15 protein-coding genes are annotated in these 17,463 nt (G+C 40.4%); 13 read left to right on the top strand and 2 right to left on the bottom strand.

Features of this window, described 5'->3' with window-relative positions; all coding sequences use genetic code 11:
• The first annotated feature begins 38 nt into the window (after positions 1 to 38).
• Together MN869_RS03155 and uraH are read left to right on the top strand one after the other, a co-directional pair.
• Positions 39 to 731, top strand: a complete 693-nt coding sequence (locus MN869_RS03155) for an outer membrane beta-barrel protein (RefSeq protein WP_033133388.1) — start codon at positions 39 to 41, stop codon at positions 729 to 731.
• Between the two features lie 128 nt (positions 732 to 859).
• Positions 860 to 1,261 (top strand): hydroxyisourate hydrolase, encoded by a 402-nt coding sequence (gene uraH / locus MN869_RS03160; RefSeq protein ID WP_005322985.1) that lies wholly within the window; start codon positions 860 to 862, stop codon positions 1,259 to 1,261.
• Between the two features lie 36 nt (positions 1,262 to 1,297).
• On the opposite strand, the gene MN869_RS03165 is transcribed toward uraH, so the two are convergent.
• Entirely contained in the window at positions 1,298 to 3,001 is a 1,704-nt protein-coding gene (locus tag MN869_RS03165) for a PDZ domain-containing protein (protein ID WP_033133387.1), read from the bottom strand.
• A gap of 437 nt (positions 3,002 to 3,438) precedes the next feature.
• On the opposite strand from MN869_RS03165, the gene MN869_RS03170 reads away from it, so the two are divergent.
• From MN869_RS03170 to MN869_RS03210, 9 genes are all read left to right on the top strand, one after another.
• Positions 3,439 to 4,758: a D-alanyl-D-alanine carboxypeptidase PBP6B gene (locus tag MN869_RS03170; protein ID WP_033133386.1), complete on the top strand. Its 1,320-nt coding sequence runs from the start codon at positions 3,439 to 3,441 to the stop codon at positions 4,756 to 4,758.
• A 95-nt stretch (positions 4,759 to 4,853) separates the two neighbouring features.
• Entirely contained in the window at positions 4,854 to 6,140 is a 1,287-nt protein-coding gene (locus tag MN869_RS03175) for an NAD(P)/FAD-dependent oxidoreductase (RefSeq protein WP_005322983.1), read from the top strand.
• Between the two features lie 125 nt (positions 6,141 to 6,265).
• Positions 6,266 to 6,748 (top strand): peptidylprolyl isomerase, encoded by a 483-nt coding sequence (locus MN869_RS03180; protein ID WP_004801387.1) that lies wholly within the window; start codon positions 6,266 to 6,268, stop codon positions 6,746 to 6,748.
• Between the two features lie 119 nt (positions 6,749 to 6,867).
• A complete protein-coding gene (phrB, locus tag MN869_RS03185; protein ID WP_033133385.1) occupies positions 6,868 to 8,307 on the top strand; it encodes a deoxyribodipyrimidine photo-lyase in 1,440 nt (479 codons plus the stop codon).
• 186 nt (positions 8,308 to 8,493) lie between these two features.
• Positions 8,494 to 9,243 carry a hypothetical protein gene (locus tag MN869_RS03190; protein WP_032859887.1) on the top strand — a complete coding sequence of 250 codons (750 nt, stop codon included), beginning with the start codon at positions 8,494 to 8,496 and terminating at the stop codon, positions 9,241 to 9,243.
• Positions 9,243 to 10,148 carry a hypothetical protein gene (locus MN869_RS03195; RefSeq protein WP_005202266.1) on the top strand — a complete coding sequence of 302 codons (906 nt, stop codon included), beginning with the start codon at positions 9,243 to 9,245 and terminating at the stop codon, positions 10,146 to 10,148. The genes MN869_RS03190 and MN869_RS03195 overlap by 1 nt, the downstream gene beginning before the upstream one ends.
• Positions 10,135 to 11,385 carry a glycosyltransferase gene (locus tag MN869_RS03200; RefSeq protein ID WP_033133384.1) on the top strand — a complete coding sequence of 417 codons (1,251 nt, stop codon included), beginning with the start codon at positions 10,135 to 10,137 and terminating at the stop codon, positions 11,383 to 11,385. Before MN869_RS03195 ends, MN869_RS03200 begins: the two co-directional genes overlap by 14 nt.
• The gene (locus tag MN869_RS03205) at positions 11,386 to 13,233 is read left to right on the top strand and encodes a hypothetical protein (protein ID WP_033133383.1); all 1,848 of its coding nucleotides are present in this window, start codon (positions 11,386 to 11,388) and stop codon (positions 13,231 to 13,233) included.
• The gene (locus MN869_RS03210; RefSeq protein WP_033133382.1) at positions 13,211 to 14,113 is read left to right on the top strand and encodes a hypothetical protein; all 903 of its coding nucleotides are present in this window, start codon (positions 13,211 to 13,213) and stop codon (positions 14,111 to 14,113) included. The genes MN869_RS03205 and MN869_RS03210 overlap by 23 nt, the downstream gene beginning before the upstream one ends.
• Here MN869_RS03210 and MN869_RS03215 read toward each other — a convergent pair.
• A complete protein-coding gene (locus MN869_RS03215) occupies positions 14,110 to 15,324 on the bottom strand; it encodes a hypothetical protein (protein WP_005322977.1) in 1,215 nt (404 codons plus the stop codon). The two genes, MN869_RS03210 and MN869_RS03215, sit on opposite strands and share 4 nt — an antisense overlap.
• A gap of 230 nt (positions 15,325 to 15,554) precedes the next feature.
• On the opposite strand from MN869_RS03215, the gene MN869_RS03220 reads away from it, so the two are divergent.
• Positions 15,555 to 16,256, top strand: coding sequence for a VIT family protein (locus MN869_RS03220; RefSeq protein ID WP_005322975.1), 702 nt, complete (start codon positions 15,555 to 15,557; stop codon positions 16,254 to 16,256).
• 118 nt (positions 16,257 to 16,374) lie between these two features.
• Positions 16,375 to 17,418, top strand: coding sequence for a nitronate monooxygenase (locus MN869_RS03225; protein WP_033133381.1), 1,044 nt, complete (start codon positions 16,375 to 16,377; stop codon positions 17,416 to 17,418).
• The last annotated feature ends 45 nt before the right edge of the window (positions 17,419 to 17,463 follow it).

The following is a 17,463-nucleotide window of genomic DNA, read 5'->3' on the forward strand; positions in this document are numbered from 1 at the left end:
TCACCAAACATTCCTCTACTGATTTTGGAAAATTGAATATGGACAAGCTACTCACCCGTTTCGCGGTTTCATCTGTTTTACTGACTGCTGTATCCCTAAGTTACGCTCAGAACGTAAATGATGCAGGTTATTATATCTCTGCAAAAGTTGCCGCTGCTAAGCTCCAAGCCGACAATATGGAAACCAGCTTACGCCCTGGCATTGGTCAATTTATCGCGGGTAAAGATAAAAAAGATTTAACCAATACCTCATTGGGCTTCGGCTATGACTTTGGCAATGGTTGGCGTACTGATGGTGAATATACCTTTAAAAATAATGCTGAATTTACCAGTGGCTCAAGCAACTTTCCAACCAGCCTCAATCATCATAAAGTCGATACACAACGTTTAATGTTGAATGCTTATCGTGATTTTGAAGTCATGCAAAATGTCGCTGTATACGGCAATCTTGGACTAGGTGTTGCACGTACCGAATCTTCAGGCTGGCAAGGTAATACCTCTCGCCAATATCTTTCAAATACCGAAACTCAACTGGTGTATAGCATAGGTGCAGGGGCTAGTTATAAAGCAATTGATAACCTTAACCTTGATTTGGGCTACCGTTATGTAGACTTGGGTAAAGCCGATAGCGGGTTAAACAACTTTGCCAATGCGCGTAGTTTGCAAGATGAGCAAATGAAAGCACATCTATACTCAAGCGAGTTCTATCTCGGTGCAAGATATTCATTCTAAAACAGCATTAAAAAGCACTGATTAGCAGTGTTTTTTTTTGCGCTCCTATCCCATGCCTATGCATTGCCCTCACAACAACTGACGGCAATACATACGGAAACATTGATCAAGAAAGGTGGAATTTTGCTATGTATAAAAATCTATTCGCCATCGCCGCACTATCGGCTTCAAGCAGCTTATTCGCAGCAACAAACCCATTGAGTGTGCATGTTCTCAATCAGCAAAATGGTCTACCTGCTGCTGATGTCACCGTTGTTCTCGAAGCACAACAAAAAAATCAATGGATAGAAATCAATCAGGCCAAAACTGATCAGAATGGACGAATTCCTGCGCTTTATCCGGCGCAACAACAATTAAAGTCAGGTATTTATAAAGTAACTTTTAAAACAGGTGACTGGTATAAAGCGCAAAAGCAAAGTAGTTTTTTCCCTGAAATTCCTGTTATTTTTGAAGTTGATGGAACCTTACCGCACTATCACATTCCATTACTGCTCAGCCCCTATGGTTATTCGACCTATCGTGGCAGCTAATAAAAAGGACGCTCATAGCGTCCTTTTTATCAAGTTCTAACCCTTCAACCAGCGGTCAACTTTTTGTTGGTCTTCAACTTTAAGTTCAACTGTTGTGAGTGAGTTTTCACCCGCTTGTAGTTCCAGTTGTAATAACTCATCGCGACGGAATGCATAAACTGTAAAGCGACCTTTTTGCTTCGCATATTTGGCTAAAAGTTTTTCTGATGCTTTGATACCATCAATCGCAATAATCACATCATTCGCCGACAAGCCTGCTTGAGCTGCGGCACTGTCACGACGAAGCTGTTGCACCACCACACCTTCCGCTTTATCAACGACTTTTAAGCCAAAAGGCAAAGCCTTATCATCTTTGATGCTATAACTTAAACCAAATTCAGGGAATAGTTGATCGAGTGGTAACTCATCTGTGGTGTTAATCAAATGATTAATTTGCTCGATCCAGTTATCACCTGTCAGTTCATTACATAATTCAAAAATAGTCCGATCATTGACCTGAATGCCGTTTTGGGTATTTTCATACAAACGACGCATCAAAGCATCTAAGTTAGAACCACGTAAGCGTAAGCCTAAGTCTAGGCAAAGTGCCACTAAACTGCCTTTGTTATAGTAACTGGTGCCTGCATTGTTTGAGTTTTCATCCTGACGATAGAACTTAATCCATGCATCAAAACTCGACTCTGAAACCGATTGAATCAAGCGGCCTGGATTTTGTAAATAACGATCAATTTGCGCTTTCAGTAGCTCTAAATAAGACTTCTGCGAAATCACCCCACTACGCAATAAAATCAAATCATCGTAATAAGACGTAAAACCCTCAAAAATCCACAGTAAGCTGGTGTACGATTCTTTATGCAAATCATAGTTGGCAAAATTTTCAGGACGAATAAATTTCACTAACCATGAATGAAAATACTCATGGCTGCACAGACCTAAGAAACGTTGATAATCTTTAGAAGGTTCTTCTGTTTCATCTGCCTTCGGTAAATCATCACGTGGGGTAATTAAGCTAGTACTGTTGCAGTGCTCCAAACCACCATAACTATTGCCTGTGGCCATGGTCATAAAGGTATAGTTTTGGAATGGTGCTGAACCAAACATGTTGATTTCAGTCTGGCAGATCTTTTGAATGTCTGCCTCTAAACGCGACAAATTGGTCGTGTGCTTCCCTGAGATTACAAACTCATGTGGAATACCGTTGGCTTCAAAACTAAAACGGCTTTGATCTGCCAACTCAAATGGGCTATCAATCAGTTGATCATAATTTTCCGCTTTTAAGGTGAAACGCCCCTTTACCAAGCTTTTTGATGGCAAACCTGTTGCGATTTGAAAATGTTTTAATTCATCAGGTAGGAATAGTTCAAGCTCACATGCTGCTTGTTCTTGATCTATCAGCCCTAAACAAACACATGCAGGGTTAACATATAACCGTGTTTGATCGACATAAGCACCACGTACGGACAAATCATAGGCATACACATCATATTCAACCGTAATCAGTTCATGATCAGTATTGAATAAACGCCAACGATTTTTTTCAGTTTTTTTAATCGTCAGTAAACGTCCAGCTTCATCTGATGCTTTCACTGACTCGATATGTTTTGAGAATTCTCGAATCAAATAACTACCGGGAATCCAAGTCGGTAGCCAAAGTTCTTGATTGGGATTTGCAAGAAAACGAAGTGTGACATGAATCAGGTGCTGGCGATAATCGTCGAACTCAATTTGGTAGTGCAACATAATTTTTAATCATGAAAATAGGAACAATTTCACACAGCTTAGCATTTTTTTACAAAGTCATGCGTAGATGTCGTAATTGTCAGCAAAAGTTTAGGGGCTATTGTCACTTTATCTATGGTTGCGACAGCGGATGTTTTTTAGGCGATACAAGGCATGTCTTGTGAAATTTAGTCATTCTAAATGAACAAGGCATAACGTAGTAGCGACAAAAAATGTTCCTGTCCCAAAGGGTTGTGGCTAAAATATCCTCATACTTCGTTATGAAACTTGGCAAGGGAATAGCCATTCCCTGCGTTCCATGCCTCGTCTGATGATTTTTTAGCCTACAACGCAATTCATATATAAATTGTCAATAGCCCCTAGATTCTTCAACAAAAAAGTCATAGCATTCTTGTCTCGCATTCTGGGCCATCGGATCGGCAATACAAGGTATTCACGTGAAATTTCTCCTCTCCCTCTTTACGTTGTTTAGTCTCGTCTGTGCAAACCTTGCACATGCAAATTTACTGAACATCGCCCCTGAAACAGTTGAAGCACAAGCATGGTCGGTGATTGATGCTCAATCAGGGCAAATCATCGCTGAACATAATAGCCACGTTCAACGTGCGCCAGCGTCTTTAACCAAAATGATGGTTGCCTATATCGCATTAAAAGAGATCAAAGCGGGTAAATTACGTAAAGAAGAAGTGCTGACGGCTACACCTGTGGTCAGTACAGTGATGTGGGATGAGTCACAGATGTACCTGAAAGCTGGCGAACAGATTTCGGTGGATCAGCTTTTGGCAGGTTTAATTGTGATGTCTGCCAATGATGCAGCAGTCACCCTTGCTGAAAAAATTTCAGGCAGTGTGCCGCAGTTCGTTGCTCGTATGAATCAAGAAGCACAAGCATTGGGCATGAAAGATACACATTTCAGCAATCCTGCTGGGATTACCATGACCGATCATTATTCAACAGCGGCGGATTTAAGCCTACTTGCAAAAGCGATTGTGAAACAAACACCTGAATATTTATATTATTCAAAAATGCCAAGTTTTAGTTATAACCAACGCTTCCATCATGCAACCAATCTTGCTTTGAAAATGGATCCAACTGCAGATGGCTTAAAAACAGGTTTTACCAAAGCGGCGGGTTACAACTTAGCCCTCACTGCTGAGCGTCCGACCTTTAATCCACAAGTTGAAAAACGTCGTTTGATTGTTGTGGTATTAGGTACACCTAGCGCAGTAAAACGTGCTGAAGTGGCACATAAGTTAATGAACTTGGCCTATACCTATACCCGCGATGAAGAAATAATTCCAAAGCAAAGGTTGATTGCCGAATTGCCTGTGATTAAATCAACTTTGAAGATATTTAAAGTTGAAACACAGCAACCGACCATTGTGACCACTTCTTTATATGGTCAAACCGCACCCATTGATTTAAACACTTTTGACTTACTCACCCAACGTATTCATTTGACAGATGCCAACCAGCAAGTCACGACCGTTGAACCGCTTCAAACCACCAATACACATATCAATATTGAGCTCAATGAACAGCATTTAACTGCCCCTTTGACTCAAGTCATGAACTTGGCAACGGTATCGATTTATCAAAACAATCAATTGATACGTAGCTTACAAATTGAGAATGATGTACAGATTGAAGAAGCCAATATTTTTCAGAAAATTATGATCTGGTTTTCGAATTTGTTCAGTTTTTTCTCAACAAATGACACTAAAAACCCAAAACTTTACCCTTTAAACCAAGGTTAAAAAAAACCTACTATTTCTATCAAGATTGCCAATACAATATAAAAAAAAGGATGGCATAATCCTGCCATCCTTTCACAAAAAAAATTAGGTTAATCATGAGTAAAACCTTACATCATATCGTGATTGTAGGCGGTGGCGCAGGTGGTTTAGAGCTTGCGACACAACTAGGAGAACGTTTTGGTCGACGCAAGAAAGCCCGAATTACCCTAGTTGACCAAAACCTCACTCACATATGGAAACCTCTCCTTCACGAAATCGCAGCAGGTTCACTTAATCCTCACGAAGAACAAACCAATTATTTTGCTCACGCAGAAAAACATCATTTTGAGTTCGTGCTTGGAACCTTAATCGATGTCAATAAAGATCAAAAACAAATTACACTTTCTCCCCCACAGCTTTCTAAAGAACATACTCCCCTGACTCAAAGTCTCAGTTACGATACGCTGATACTTGCAGTTGGTTCTGTATCCAATGACTTCGGTACCGAAGGTGTGCGTGAACATTGCCACTTCTTAGATAGTCGAAAACAGGCTGATATCTTCCAACAAGATTTGTTTCATCTATATATCGAAGCACAAAACCAACCAACTGAACGTGCTTTAAATATTGGCATTGTTGGTGCAGGTGCAACGGGGGTTGAACTTGCAGCGGAACTAATTGAAACCACGAAAAACTTTTATCGATATGGTTTAAAGAAAATTGATCCAAAGCAGGTTAAGATTACCCTAATTGAAGCCTCTGATCGCATTCTCCCTGCACTGACTGAAAAAACGGCTGCACACAGTGCCAAGCAACTGAAAAAAATGGGTATTGAAATTCTGACCCAACATAAAGTGCAAAAAGTCGATGAATCAAATGTCTATTTTAGTAATGGCAGTGTCTTGCACTCCGATATTACGGTTTGGGCAGCAGGCGTCAAAGCACCGAAAGTTCTAGAATCATTTACTGATTTTAAACGTGACAAGATTAATCGTTTAATGGTGTATGCAACACTACAGACTTATTCTGACCCAAATGTATTTGCCTTTGGTGATTGCGCCAACTGTCAATTAGATGCGCGTCAACCGCCATTAGGCCCACGTGCGCAAGTGGCAAGTCAGCAAGCAACATTCTTGGTCGATGCAATGGCCGCACGTTTGTCGGGTTCTCCGCAACCAATGTTTAGCTTTAATGAGAAAGGATCTCTGGTGTCATTAAGCCATAATCAAGCTGTAGGCGAGTTGTTAGGCGATGTCAGCGTACAGGGCTTTATTGCAAAAACCATGTATGTATCGTTATACCGATTGCATCAAGCCAATATTCATGGCTATACCCAAGCAGGTATGCTGACCATGAAGGATTTTCTAACGCGTCGTGTACGTCCAAAAATTAAGCTGTATTGAGTTGAAATTTGATATTTCGTCTCAATATTTAACTAAATCGTTTCAAAAAGTGGAAAATAGTCAACAAAATCTATTTTTCACTTTATGATATACAGCTAAAACTATTGATGACATGGATTCAAAACATGACTGCTATTGCACTTAACCACGTGGTTTCATTCCACTACACTTTAACAAACGCTGAGGGTGAAACACTTGATCAATCTCAAGGTGAACCACTTGCATATTTGCACGGCGCAGGCAACATCATTCCTGGTTTAGAAAATGCACTTACAGGTAAAACTGTAGGCGAAAAATTCACTGTAAACGTTCCAGCTGCTGAAGGTTATGGCGAATATAACCCAGACCTCGTTCAAGAAGTTCCAGCTCAAATGTTCCAAGGTGTGGACAACATCCAACCTGGTATGCAATTCCAAGCTCAAACTGATGATGGCGTTCAAATCGTAACTGTTAAAGCGATTGAAGGCGACAACATCATCGTTGATGCGAACTTCCCACTTGCTGGCCAAGATCTTACTTTTGAAGTAGAAATCGTTGAAATCCGTGATGCTTCTCAAGAAGAATTAGATCATGGTCACGTTCACGGTGCAGGTGGTCACCACCACTAATTCATTTTTGAATTAGATGGAAAAAGCAAAGCTTCGGCTTTGCTTTTTTATTGCCAAGCACTTTTCCAAAATCGAAAAATCGCTTAACGTTATTCAACTTTCGATTACAATCCACAGCTATGTCTCAGACCTATCAACTGATTTGGTTTCGCCAAGATTTAAGAATCCATGATCATGCAGCACTTTGGCATGCGACTCAGGCAGGCCCTACAATTGCACTTATCATTTTGTCCCCTGCGCAGTGGCAGCAACATGACGATGCAGCGATTAAAATCGAATTTTATCTACGTCAATTACAACAACTCAAACAGCAACTTGCAGACCTGAATATTCCCCTGCTGGTTCAAACAATTCCATTTTGGAAAGATATCCCTGATTTTTTCTCACGTTTAATGCAAAAACTTAATATTGAAAATATATATGCCAATATCGAACTTGGGATCAATGAACTCAAACGAGATCAGACTGTACAGCATCAAATCAATCAATATAAAAAAGAATTGATCCTTTTCCATGATCGAACTCTATTTCCAGTGGCCTCTATCCGCAATCAATCTAACTCACCCTATCAGGTTTTTGGTGCATTTAAGAAAACCTGCTATCAACGTTTACAGCACGGTTTACCCCAATGTTATCCTTCCCCAACAGAGCAGCAACCGCTGTCTCTGGATATATCCGCCTTTCAACAAGATGACATCCAAACATTACAACGCGACTATATAAAACAAATCCAAGATACCAACTTTAGCAAATGGCAAGTTGGAGAAGCACATGCACTCATACTCTTAGATCAATTTATTGATGAGCACTTAGCAGCTTATAAAACTGCACGTGATTTACCGGCTGTTTCAGGCACCAGTCAGTTATCAGCCTATTTAAATATTGGGATTATTTCGATTCGGCAATGCCTGCAAGCCCTGTTTAGACAGCAACACGGTCATTTTGAGATTCAATCTGAAGGCCAACAAACATGGTTAGATGAATTACTTTGGCGTGAGTTCTACCAACATATCTTGTTTGATTTTCCCAATGTCTCCAAACATCAGCCCTTTCAATCCCAGACCCAAAAGATCAACTGGCGAGATGATCCTATTGCTTTAGAAAAATGGCAACAAGGACAAACAGGGATTCCAATTATTGATGCAGGTATGCGGCAAATGTTAGCCACGGGTTGGATGCATAATCGAGTCCGTATGATCTGCGCCATGTTCTTAAGCAAAAACCTCCTCATCGACTGGCGTAAAGGTGAACAATGGTTTATGCAGCACCTGATTGATGGTGACTTGGCTGCCAATAATGGGGGATGGCAATGGTGTGCTTCGACAGGCACGGATGCTGTTCCTTATTTCCGTGTGTTTAATCCAACGACGCAATCACAAAAGTTTGATCCTGAAGGCGAATATATCCGTCAATGGATTCCAGAACTTGCCCATCTTGATAACAAAATGATTCATGAACCTTATGCAAAAAATCAGGCTTTAATACTGGATTATCCTAAGCCGATAGTGGATTTAAAGGCCAGTCGACTACGTGCAATCGATGCATTCAAATCACATTAACAGAGCTTACATAAGTTAAATAAACTTCTAAAATAGGATACTTTTTATTATTTTGAAATACAGACTATACTGTATGTTACTGTTTATAAAATTATTTTACAAAGCTAACAACAGAAAAACTGTCGTCAGAACTGTAAAATAATGCTAACTTCTTCACAAAAGACATTTATTAAAACTAAAATTATTATGCAAAAAAATCCGGCTCCAGCACTCGTCTTGTGGATTATCTCAGCTCAAATTTTTATGGGCATCGTTGCGTACGAGTGGCTGCCAGCAAGTTATCGCGGAAGCTGGGTGTTTTTACTTATTTTGTTAATTTCAGGGGCTTTTTTAAATGTTGGTATGGCCTTAGTTCTCGGGCTCGTCACATTTGTTGGTGTTGCTGTCTATTTTTTCCTTGACCTCGCCAATCAAACTTATGTCGAACGTCAACTGCTATTATTGTTTGTGCTACCAATTACACCGATCTTTTTAAGTGCGATACGTCATAATATTCAAAATGCGCTAAAGAGCTTCCGCGACATTCAGAGTTATGATCGAAATTATCAACACGATATTTTGCCGCTCACTGCATTGAAACATTTCCAAGGCGAATTAAAAAAGCTATTGCAGCTCACGCATAAAGATCACTATAAAATTATTACCACTCATATCAATAATACCGTACTAATTCGTGAAATGCTGGGCGAAGACATCTGGAAAGAAACCCAGAATAAAATTATGGCGATTCTTTCAAATGAAAGAGAGAGTGTGATTTACCATTTCATTAATGAAGAACTCAGTGAAATTAAAAGTATTGTCATTCACGAACCGAGCATTGATGAACATCACATCTATCCACACTTCATTCAAGACCTTCAGGAACTGACTGTACTCAAACTGCATATTGAGCAACATACTGAATACTTAGCACCTTCCAGTCGAGAGGTGCGCTGATGTCAGTATTACTCAATATCTGTGGTGTACTGGTTGCAACCAGCCATTTCCCAGATACAACCTTGCAGCAATTTTATCAGCAGTACTATCACTGTCAGATCGAAGCAGCAAAAACGGATCTAAGTACTCAAATTCAAACACCGCAAACGGTTGCTGAATTCTTTCCTCAGCCTGCGACATGGTGGCCTGTGTTCACATCTGATCAGTTGGACTCCGAAAGCTTTAAACAATTGGTTGAACAAGGCGTTAAACCAGGTGTGATTTTACCCAATGAATATTTTAGCGCGGTTAAATATTATAAAATTAAAAAAGCCGTCAATGAAGGTGCTATTCCTGTTGCCTTCTATCAAATGGCTCATGCAAAGTATTTTGCAGCTAAAGCAACTTTCTCAACTGCCATTGGCCTACGTCCCTTAGCGGCATTGATTGAAACGGGTTGGGATGAAAACCTGATTGCTCAACCCGCTGGTAGTTATATTATTCAATCAGACCTCCCTGATGAATTACGTATTCCAGCGCGAAAAATTCAACATCATCAGCACTATTTTTATCAAGCGATTACCGATCCTGCACAAAGCTCAGGTTATCAAGTGGTAATTAATCCACCACTTGGAATGCCCGTAAATACTATTGAGTATCCAAAACTGGGGATCTCATGGGATCTGAATCGCACACAATTTAGCAGCAGTACGGATGGAGTTGAAACCAGTTTATTTGGCTATATTTTGATTGGGCTAAGTACAGTGGTTATTCCACTGGATTATATCTATTCGGCACATTATCCGAGTTTACTCAGCACATTTGGGAGTTCTATCTCCTGGATTTCTTTATTACTTGGCGGCGGATTACTCCTGATCTTGATTATTTCTATCATTCGTAGGAGAAGAATAAATGCCCGCAATTGATATTCTTTTCTTATTTGGCTTTTTAGGCATTTGGATTCCACAAGCCTTTTGGGCATGGTTGAGCTTTCAGGCATGGAAATATTCTAAAAATGCAGCAAAAGAACTGGAAAATCTGCCTATTCCTGAACGATGGCCCGTATTAAGTGTCTTGATTCCAGCCTATAACGAAGGTGTGGTCATCGAAGACACTTTACATGCGATTGCACAACAGGATTATCCTGTACATGCCTATGAAGTACTACTGATTAATGATGGTTCAAAAGACAATACGCTAGAAATTGCTGAAAGAATGGCGGCCATTTATCCTTGCATTAAAATTGTTAATGTACCGAAAGGTATGGGTGGCAAAGGTAAATCTCGTACACTCAACAACGGTTTACCGCATGCCACGGGAGAACTGATCGTCGTCTACGATGCTGATAGTACCCCTGAACCCGACTGTGTCCGCCTATTAGCCCAGACCTTGCTGGCCGATAAAAAATTAGTCGCAGTGAATGGTAAAGTCCGTACCCGTAACTGGCGTGACAGTATTTTGACTCGTTTTATTGCGATCGAGTTTATTTTCTTCCAATGGATTTTCCAAGGGGGTCGTTGGCAGCGTTTTGAACTGTCGACCTTAATGGGCACCAATTACGTAATCTGGCGCGATGCTTTAGAAACGCTAGGTGGTTTTGATGAAAAATCTTTGGTCGATGATACCGAGATGAGCTTTAGAATTTTCCTCGGGCAAAGACGGATTAAATGGGTACCCTACGCGGTTGGTTGGCAACAAGACCCTCCTTCTCTAAGTGTATTTGTAAAACAACGCTCACGTTGGACTCAAGGGAATTTCTACGTTACCAGTAAATATTTACCGATCGCACTTCGAAAACCATTCCCTATCGGCATCGAAATTTTTAACAACATCATGTGCTATGTGCTATTTGTACCTGCACTGATCTGGAGTCACATCACTTTAACGTTAGGCTTATTGGGTATTGCAGGGATTACTGTTCCTGGTCCATTTACGTTACTTTGGGGCCTATCCTTCTGTTTATATGTCGCACAAATGTGGTTCACCCTATCTTTAGAAAGAGCCAAACCTCAACTATATTTCTTCGCGGTTTTATCTTATGTCACGTATTCACAAGTATTCTTATTTATCGTGTTTAAAGCGGCTTATGACATGCTTAAAAATAAGATTCAGGGAAACTCGTTACAGTGGTATAAAACTGAGCGTAGCAAGGAGAAAAAATAAATGAAAAATAAAACCTTACATCATCCATTTTTAAAAGCTATGCTTGCAAGTGTAGTCCTCTCCTTGCCCGTATTCACATCTGCGGATACATTAAATACATGGACCTTTGACAACATCAACACGTCCAATAAATATACCATTGAACCGCACTTCTTTTATGTAGGCAAAGGCTCTGAATGGCAGAACATCCGTTTTACTAGCGATTACTCCACAGAGCATTTCACCACTTTACTCGTCAAATTTGATGACAAGCTGATCTACAACACCACCTTAAATGGCGACGGTACATTAAGCTTCGACATTCCTGCAACTCAAAACGGTTTTCATCGTTTAGATTTTATTTTACAGCAGTATTCGCCAAATACCTCGCCTGCTGCTGACCGAACTACCTTCTGTAGTGAGGATGTCGATCAGGTAACTTATTTAAGTAATTCTAAAATTGAATATACACGCCACCGCCCCGTTTATCGCTTAAAAGATTTGCCTGATGCTTTATTTAACCCACAGGTTGTCCGTCCAACGCCATTTGTTGGAGTCTTGAAATATAATCCCGCAAATGTCAATGAAGCTTCAATGCTAGGACGTTTGATCAGTGCATGGGGTTCAGTCACGCCTATCCAATGGTATGAACAAAACGCACCAACGGAGCAAACACCCAACTTTTATATTGAAATTTTAAAATCAGCCAGTCCTTTACCTAAAGGGACTTTAGTGCAAATTAGCACTGTCAATGATATTCCAACATTACAAATTCAATATGACCAACCAGAAAAACTAACCTCTGCAATTAACGGCTTACTCAATTCAGAATATTTACAACAACTGAATACCTCAGCAACCTTTCTTCCCAATAAGCTTGCAGCACCAAACTGGGCTAAAATCAAACAAATTCACACCCTTGCCGATTTAGGTATTAGTGATTTCCGCTTGAACCAAGCTGAAAAAAATCTCTTCCTCAACTTCCCCGCAGTTTGGCAGCCAACGGATATTTTACAAGGTCAAATTGCATTGCGTGTGCAGAGTGGTTTATTGGAAGGCTCTAACATTACTACTTGGATTGATGGCGGTTTTGCGGGGAGTTTGAAAACAGCCAATTTAGATTCGGACCCAGTAAATCGACAATTTAACTATTTTGCCAAAACTATTTCGAACAATACGACCTTTAACTTAAAGCTTGAAAATTCGGTGATTGTAAATTCACAATGTTTACCAACCGCAAAAGGTTCTCTCTGGATTGATACACAAAAATCGACGGTAAAACTCCCGCATAAACTCAAAAATGGGGTTGCATCCTTATCAATGACTTTTGCAACCCATCCAACCATTGCGATTGATAGCAATGCGGGAAGCTTGGAAATCGCGATGATCGTCAGCCAAGTGGCTAAAAAAATGCTGATGACCAATGATCCAATCCCACTCAATCTAGTCAAACTTGATCCAGCAAAACCCGAACTTCTCAATGTACAGGTCAACCCCAATATCTATCGCCAACAGGTATTAATGCACCAAAGCACACTTTACCCACCTGCGACTGTGAATGGCTTCTTGGTCAGTTTCCATGATCAACGCTTTGATATTATTACTGACTCGATGCAAGGCGCTCAAAACTTCACCAAGCTTTGGGAAAAGGTTCAACAAAATATCCCCAATAATGCCAGCAAGATATTGGTGACTGAAAGTGGTCAGGTCTTCATTTTACAAAAGATTATGGTCGGTAACCAGAAAGCCCCTCTTGTTAAGCAATCATCATTCTTTATCTTGGTCGTTATAATCTCTGCTATCATGGTTCTTGCAATTTTGCTCTGGTACTGGCGAAAAAGACCAAATGCTAAAAATAAGGCTGACTAAATCCACAACGTTAATCACGCTTGCTTTATCAGCCCTGTTATTTTTAGGAGGTTGTATTCATCATCTCAAAACAGATGTACAACCTCCACAAATTGAAGGTATGTTCTGGCAACCTGACTTGGCTACAACGCCACCGTCAGGCAATTGGGACTTACTTGGTGTTTCTACTTTCGTGCCACAATGGTCGGTGGTGCAATCTAAATCATGGTTTGATCATGACATGGGTTTAGAAAAATGGGATAAAAACATTAATCTGAAACAGCTCCAGCAAAAAGCATGGGCTCAGCATATTTTACTTGGATTAGCAGGAGAATATGATGAGAAGATAGCTCGCTCCAATGTATTACAACTTGCTGAAAATTCTAAAAAAATAATAGAGAATACCAAGTTCATTCCTCTTAAAGGTTATTACTTTCCTGTAGAAGCAGACCCAACTTGGATTTGTGTAGATGATCTTGCCAAAGCCATTCGAACTTTGCCCAAACCACTTTGGATCAGTATCTATAGTGGCGAACAAGCACCTGAACATTTAGATTCCTGGTTAAAAAGCTGGTTACCAAGCCACACAGGTGTATTCTTCCAAGATGGTGTTGGCGTTGGAACGCGTTCACCTCAACAAGCCCGAGTCGTGCTAGAAGACCTTCAAAAAGAATTTGGTAAGGATAATATTGTGATTGTATTAGAAGCTTTTCGTCCCGTGAAAGGCGGAAAGTTTCGCTCCGCCTACCCATGGGAAATCATGCAACAACTGAAAGCCTACGAAGGACAAAAAGTGTATATTTTTGACGGTCCACATTATATGAACCGTATGACAGTTTATGCAGTCGCATTGTGGTATAGGCTAAAGTATCGAGCTCGTAGCACAGAGATCAATCCTTAAAAACTCTTATAAAAAACCAGTTCAGTACGTGTGTTGTTATAGTTTTCAGTGCCATCAGCTAAAGCATCTTTAAAGTAATGTCCATACAGTCGTTCAACTCTTAGTTTTACTGGAACATAGTTAAACGGCTGCCAAGCAACGCCTGCACCATATTCAAATAAATTATTGTAATTTTCGCCTTTAGAATCTGCCAAAGTATGCAGTTTGCCATAGGCTTGTACGGTACCTACTTCACCGCGATATACATTGAAGCCTGAACGCAAGCGTAAATCAGCAATTACATTATAGTCCTCGCGAGAGTAACTCGCGACATTGCCATACAGATCCGTAAAATAATCATTCCAAATCGTACGCTGCTCAATCGCTGGGTTTGCATACCACTCTTGATAGCCAGTGACCCCACCCACCACACTTTCCCGGAATTTATCCCGATTACGGTCAATCAGATCATAGCTGCCACCCACTTCTAAATAAGCACGGATCGGAATTGATTGCCACGGTTGATAGTTCGCTCCTACACCAATCGTCACTGCATTCTCATCAATAATTTCTGGACGTACGCCGCCTTTAGATTTGGTGTCACGGTTTAGATTCACAAAGCCATACACTTGCGCCCGTCCATTATCAAGATTCTTCCCATAACGCATTTTTAAGGGAAAAATGAAATCGTCATAACGTGACTCATAAGACGGGGCAAAATACACATCTTTAAACGTCGAGGGAACAGATGCCCCGCTCAGGTTTTGCACTGCTTGCTGCGCTTTTGCAGCAATTTCAGCGTCGGATGAGGTCGATAAATTCTTAAAAATCACTAAGGCTTCTTTGTTCCTTTTTTGCTGATTCAACAAATACGCTTCTTGTAATTTCAGTTGATCATCTTCGGGTGCAAGCTGTTCAGCCTTACGCACACTTTGAATAGCATCATTTTGTTTATTTAAGCGAATCTGCAAATAAGTCAGACTTTTCCAAACCTTGATATCTTGTGGCGTGATTTGTCCTAATTCAAGCAAGATTTTCTCAGCTTCTACTGGCTGGCTTTGTTCAATTTTATAAAACTTGTCCCAACGATCATAAATTGGGTTACCTGGTTTATATGCTGCATCCCCTTCTTTGACAAAATCAGAATCAGCACTGAATGCATATTGAACTGGTAAGATAAGACCTAAAATTAATAGTGTATGACTCAGCAGCTTATTTTTGGAATTGTTCATCGCAGATCTCAACTAAAAATACTCAGAATATAGACAATAAAAAGTCAATGTAATCTAAAGTTAAAGTGTTAAATTATTCACATATTATAACCAAATCATGGTTATGCTATCGTTAAAATAAGTTATTTTATAATAGATTAAGTTTATGAATCATCAATAGAATTTTACAAATATTCGCTACATTCACTTTTATAAATAATGAAATTCACTCAATCTAAAAGAGCAAGATTATGTCCTATTCCCAACATGCAGAACCGCATGTGATACAACGTTCTGGCTGGCTGAGAGCCGCTGTTTTAGGTGCCAATGATGGCATTATTTCCGTCACCAGTTTAATTATGGGTATGGCTGCGAGCGGCGCAAGTTCTCATACCTTATTGATTACCTGTATCGCAGGACTCATTTCTGGTGCTACCTCAATGGCAGCTGGCGAATACATTTCGGTCAAATCTCAAGAAGACATTGAAAAATCTGATCTGCGATTTGAGGCTAGAGAACTAGAAAAAAACCCACATGCTGAATTAAAAGAACTGACTCAGATTTATATTTCACGGGGTTTGAATCCTGAGCTTGCCCACGAGGTTGCCAAGCAACTGACTGAACACGATGCTCTCGGTGCACATGCACGAGATGAAATTGGGATTCATGAAAATACTGCTGCCAACCCAGTTCAAGCGGCTTTGTCCTCAGCAGCGTCTTTCTCTTGTGGTGCGGCCCTCCCCATGCTCGCGATTTTACTCAGTCCAAGCACGTGGGTCGCACGCTCAGTCCTGATCACAGGTGTTATTTCATTGGCCTTATTAGGTGCTTTATCCAGTTACTTCGCCCGTACCTCTATGTTAAAAGGCAGTATACGTATTACGTTATGGGGCATCTTGGCAATGGCATTTTCTAGTTGGGTCGGCTCTCTGTTTAATGTCACACCTATATAGAAAGCTAATTTTTTAATATAAAAATAACCTCTATATTCAACAAGTAAATAGCGATTATTATTTGCAAGCCTTTTTGTTTTTACGTTAAGGTGGTTAAAAATGGAATGAGTAAAGCATCATGTCAATTTTACAATTATTAGAAATAAAACATCCGATTTTACTAGCACCGATGGCAGGTGTTTCGACTCCAGAACTTGCCGCAGAAGTTTCTAATCAAGGTGCATTAGGTTCCTTAGGTCTTGGTGCAAATACGCCAGAAGCAGCTAAAGCCCAGATTTTAAAAACTCAAGCGTTAACAGATCAGCCCTTTCAGGTGAATTTCTTTTGTCATCAATCAGAACCTTTGAATCCTGAAACTGCACAACATTGGATTGATTATCTTCGTCCTCAATTTGAGAAGTTTAAAGCAGAACCACCCACACACCTGAATTGTATTTATCCCAGCTTTTTAGACAATGATGACTATCTACATGTGGTACTTGAAACTAGCCCCAAAGCGGTGAGTTTTCATTTTGGGATTCCACACCCCCATCAAATTCAAGCACTAAAAGATGCCGGGATTATCACGATGGTCTCTGCAACCAATTTGCTTGAAGCCCAAGCGATTGAGGCTGCTGGCATCGATATCATTATCGCACAAGGAATTGAGGCAGGAGGTCATCGTGGTATTTTCAATCAACAGTTTGATGCAGCCATCAAGACATCTGATTTAGTATCCTTGATCACTCAACATTGTACGATCCCTGTGATTGCCGCAGGTGGGATTATGAATGGCGAACAGGCTAGAACCATGCTGAAACTAGGAGCTGCTGCGGTGCAATTAGGTACAGCATTTGTACAATGTAAAAGTTCAAGTGCAAATGCAGCCTACCGTAAAGCTCTATTTAACCAGAACATTACTCAAATCAGTGCCAGTCTGTCTGGCCGACCTGCACGGGGCTTGCTCGGGACTTGGCATACACAGATTGATTCACCCAATCGCCCTAAAGTCCCTGCTTATCCATATACCTATGATTTAGCTAAACAGTTAATGAGTGTTGCTGGCGGACAGCTTGATTTTAGTTATGGTGCCTTTTGGGCGGGCAGCAATGTTACACAAATCAGAGAATTGGAAGCAGCTGATCTGATCAATCAACTGGTTTTAGAGATGAAAACCAACTAAACCTGTAAATAAAGAAAACCCACTCAAAATGAATGGGTTTTCTTT

The organism is Acinetobacter sp. NIPH1876 (assembly GCF_022808535.1).
GTDB classification, from domain to species: Bacteria; Pseudomonadota; Gammaproteobacteria; order Pseudomonadales; family Moraxellaceae; genus Acinetobacter; species Acinetobacter higginsii.

Bases quoted from the DNA above. Each gene is read 5' to 3' on its own strand.
- MN869_RS03155 (WP_033133388.1), top strand. From the start codon at position 39: ATGGACAAGCTACTCACCCGTTTCGCGGTTTCATCTGTTTTACTGACT.
- uraH (WP_005322985.1), top strand. From the start codon at position 860: ATGTATAAAAATCTATTCGCCATCGCCGCACTATCGGCTTCAAGCAGC.
- MN869_RS03165 (WP_033133387.1), bottom strand. From the start codon at position 3,001: ATGTTGCACTACCAAATTGAGTTCGACGATTATCGCCAGCACCTGATT.
- MN869_RS03175 (WP_005322983.1), top strand. From the start codon at position 4,854: ATGAGTAAAACCTTACATCATATCGTGATTGTAGGCGGTGGCGCAGGT.
- MN869_RS03180 (WP_004801387.1), top strand. From the start codon at position 6,266: ATGACTGCTATTGCACTTAACCACGTGGTTTCATTCCACTACACTTTA.
- phrB (WP_033133385.1), top strand. From the start codon at position 6,868: ATGTCTCAGACCTATCAACTGATTTGGTTTCGCCAAGATTTAAGAATC.
- MN869_RS03190 (WP_032859887.1), top strand. From the start codon at position 8,494: ATGCAAAAAAATCCGGCTCCAGCACTCGTCTTGTGGATTATCTCAGCT.
- MN869_RS03195 (WP_005202266.1), top strand. From the start codon at position 9,243: ATGTCAGTATTACTCAATATCTGTGGTGTACTGGTTGCAACCAGCCAT.
- MN869_RS03200 (WP_033133384.1), top strand. From the start codon at position 10,135: ATGCCCGCAATTGATATTCTTTTCTTATTTGGCTTTTTAGGCATTTGG.
- MN869_RS03205 (WP_033133383.1), top strand. From the start codon at position 11,386: ATGAAAAATAAAACCTTACATCATCCATTTTTAAAAGCTATGCTTGCA.
- MN869_RS03210 (WP_033133382.1), top strand. From the start codon at position 13,211: ATGCTAAAAATAAGGCTGACTAAATCCACAACGTTAATCACGCTTGCT.
- MN869_RS03215 (WP_005322977.1), bottom strand. From the start codon at position 15,324: ATGAACAATTCCAAAAATAAGCTGCTGAGTCATACACTATTAATTTTA.
- MN869_RS03220 (WP_005322975.1), top strand. From the start codon at position 15,555: ATGTCCTATTCCCAACATGCAGAACCGCATGTGATACAACGTTCTGGC.
- MN869_RS03225 (WP_033133381.1), top strand. From the start codon at position 16,375: ATGTCAATTTTACAATTATTAGAAATAAAACATCCGATTTTACTAGCA.